Source organism: Promicromonospora kroppenstedtii DSM 19349 (assembly GCF_000515355.1).
Lineage (GTDB): Bacteria > Actinomycetota > Actinomycetes > Actinomycetales > Cellulomonadaceae > Promicromonospora > Promicromonospora kroppenstedtii.
The window spans coordinates 1,028-2,899 of the sequence record NZ_KI911623.1 but is presented as its reverse complement, the minus strand read 5'-3'; the positions used below and the strand labels follow the sequence as shown (position 1 = coordinate 2,899).

At 74.6% G+C, this 1,872-nt stretch carries 2 protein-coding genes; one reads left to right on the top strand and one right to left on the bottom strand.

All coding sequences use genetic code 11. From position 1 onward, the window contains the following. Positions 1-165: 165 nt before the first annotated feature. On the bottom strand, positions 166-1,182 hold the full coding sequence (locus tag PROKR_RS05425; RefSeq protein ID WP_036960339.1) for an MBL fold metallo-hydrolase: 1,017 nt from the start codon (positions 1,180-1,182) through the stop codon (positions 166-168). Positions 1,183-1,233: 51 nt separating this feature from the next. Here PROKR_RS05425 and PROKR_RS05420 point away from each other — a divergent pair. Continuing rightward, positions 1,234-1,872: LysR family transcriptional regulator (locus PROKR_RS05420; protein ID WP_245605715.1), on the top strand; the 639-nt coding region annotated here is incomplete at its 3' end.

The window sequence follows — 1,872 nt, the reverse complement described above, 5'->3', positions numbered from 1 at the left end:
GGCCCCATCGCCTACCGACCGGGCCCACCACCCCGCCAACCACACCCGGAACACCCGCCAGCTGGTCGGCCACATGGTCGAGCCCGCGCCCGGGTGCGTCGACCCGACCTCTCCTGGGCCCACCCCACCTGACCAGCGCAGCACCAGGACCGGCGTCCCGCCCGGTCACAGGAGGTCGAGCGGCGTCCCGTAATCCGGCTCGACGACCCGCGTGCGCGGCGAGAGCCTGCGGATCTGCTCGGTGAGGTCGCGCATCCGGGTCCGGGTGGCGTCGGTGGTGCGCGGCGGGTCGGCCAGTGGCGTCTCGAAGTCGTCCCAGTGCACCAGGACGATCTGCTCGGGCTGGTCCAGCACGGTCAGCAGGCGTTCCGCGTAGCCGGCGGTCACGTCGGTGCTCGGCACGGGCAGCGCCACTGTGTCTACGCGCAGGCCCCGCAACGCCTGGTCGTCGTAGTCGCTGCCGCCGAGCAGCAGCACGGACCGGCCCTGCGGCGACCGCAACAGGTAGGACAGGGTGTCGCCCTCGGGCAGGTCGGCGATCGTCCGCGGCCGAGCCGGCTTCTGCGTGCGGACGCCGGGAAACAGGAGCGCGCCGGTCGCGGTCCGGCTGTGCAGCGACGGCACGACCCGCACCACCAGATCCCCCAGGTGCATCTCCTCACCACCGCGCACGACGGCGAGCTGCCCCTGCGGCACCCCCATGGCCAGGGCAAGGTGGTAGCCGGTCAGCGTCGTGAAGACCATGGCGCCGCGGGTACGGGCCAGGTGCGGCACGTCGGCGAAGTGGTCCCAGTGGGTGTGGGTCACCAGGATCGAGTCGACGCCGCCGTCGGCCGAGTCGGCCCGGCCCAGCGCGCGGTCGAGGGCAGCTGCGTCGACCCTCAGCCTGGCGGTCGCGGCGAACTTGCCCGCGGCGAGGCCGGTGTCGAACCGCGTCACGTACGGGTCGAGCAGTACGGTCGTGGCCGGCGTCCGGATCTTCCAGCCCGAGGTGCCCAGCCAGGAGAACGAGGCGAACCCGCTCGGCGCGGCGGGCGGCCGGGTCTCGGACGCCGGGGCGGCGTCCGCCGCCAGCGCGTGGGTTCCGGCGACGCCGCCGAGCACGCCGAGAGCTGCGGTGCCGGCGCTGGTCATGAGGGCGCGGCGGCTGAGGCCCCGCGTCGGGGAGGTGGGTGTCGTCATGACCCACACCCTCCGCGGACGGCGTCGGGAGAGTCAAAGAGTCTTGTGGACGTGACCCGAGTCGATCTCGATATGGTGCCCGGTTACGCTCCCGAGGTGGACCTGCTGCGGCACCTGGGCTTCTTCCGCGCCGTCGCCGACGTGCGGCACTTCGGCAACGCCGCCGCCGACCTCGGCATGACGCAGCCGCCTCTGTCCCAGGGGATCCGCCGCCTGGAGCGGCACCTCGGCGTGCGCCTGTTCGACCGGGACGCGCGGAGCGTACGGATCACCGCTGCCGGGCGGCAGCTCCTCCCCGCCGCGCGCGACCTCCTCGACGCCGCCGACGATCTCGTTGCCGCCGCCCGCGACCTCGCCCTGCCCGAGCAGGTGCGCCTCGGTATCGCCGCCGACCTGGAGGACGCCGTGCCGGGGCTCCTGCGCGCCCTCGCCGCCGACGGGACGGCCGTGGCCCCGACCGTCGCGGGCAGCGTCGAGCTGGTCGACCTGCTACGGGACGGGCTGCTCGACGTCGGCGTGGTGCGACACCCCGGGGTGCACGACGGCCTCACGGCGGGCGAGGTGCTGGTGGTGCCGACCCGGCTGGTCGGCGCCGGGCCGGCCGATGCCGAGGGCACAGTCCTTGCGCAGGTCACTCTCCCCGTCGCCGTCCCGCCGCGACATCACCAGCCGCCGGCGCACGACCAGCTC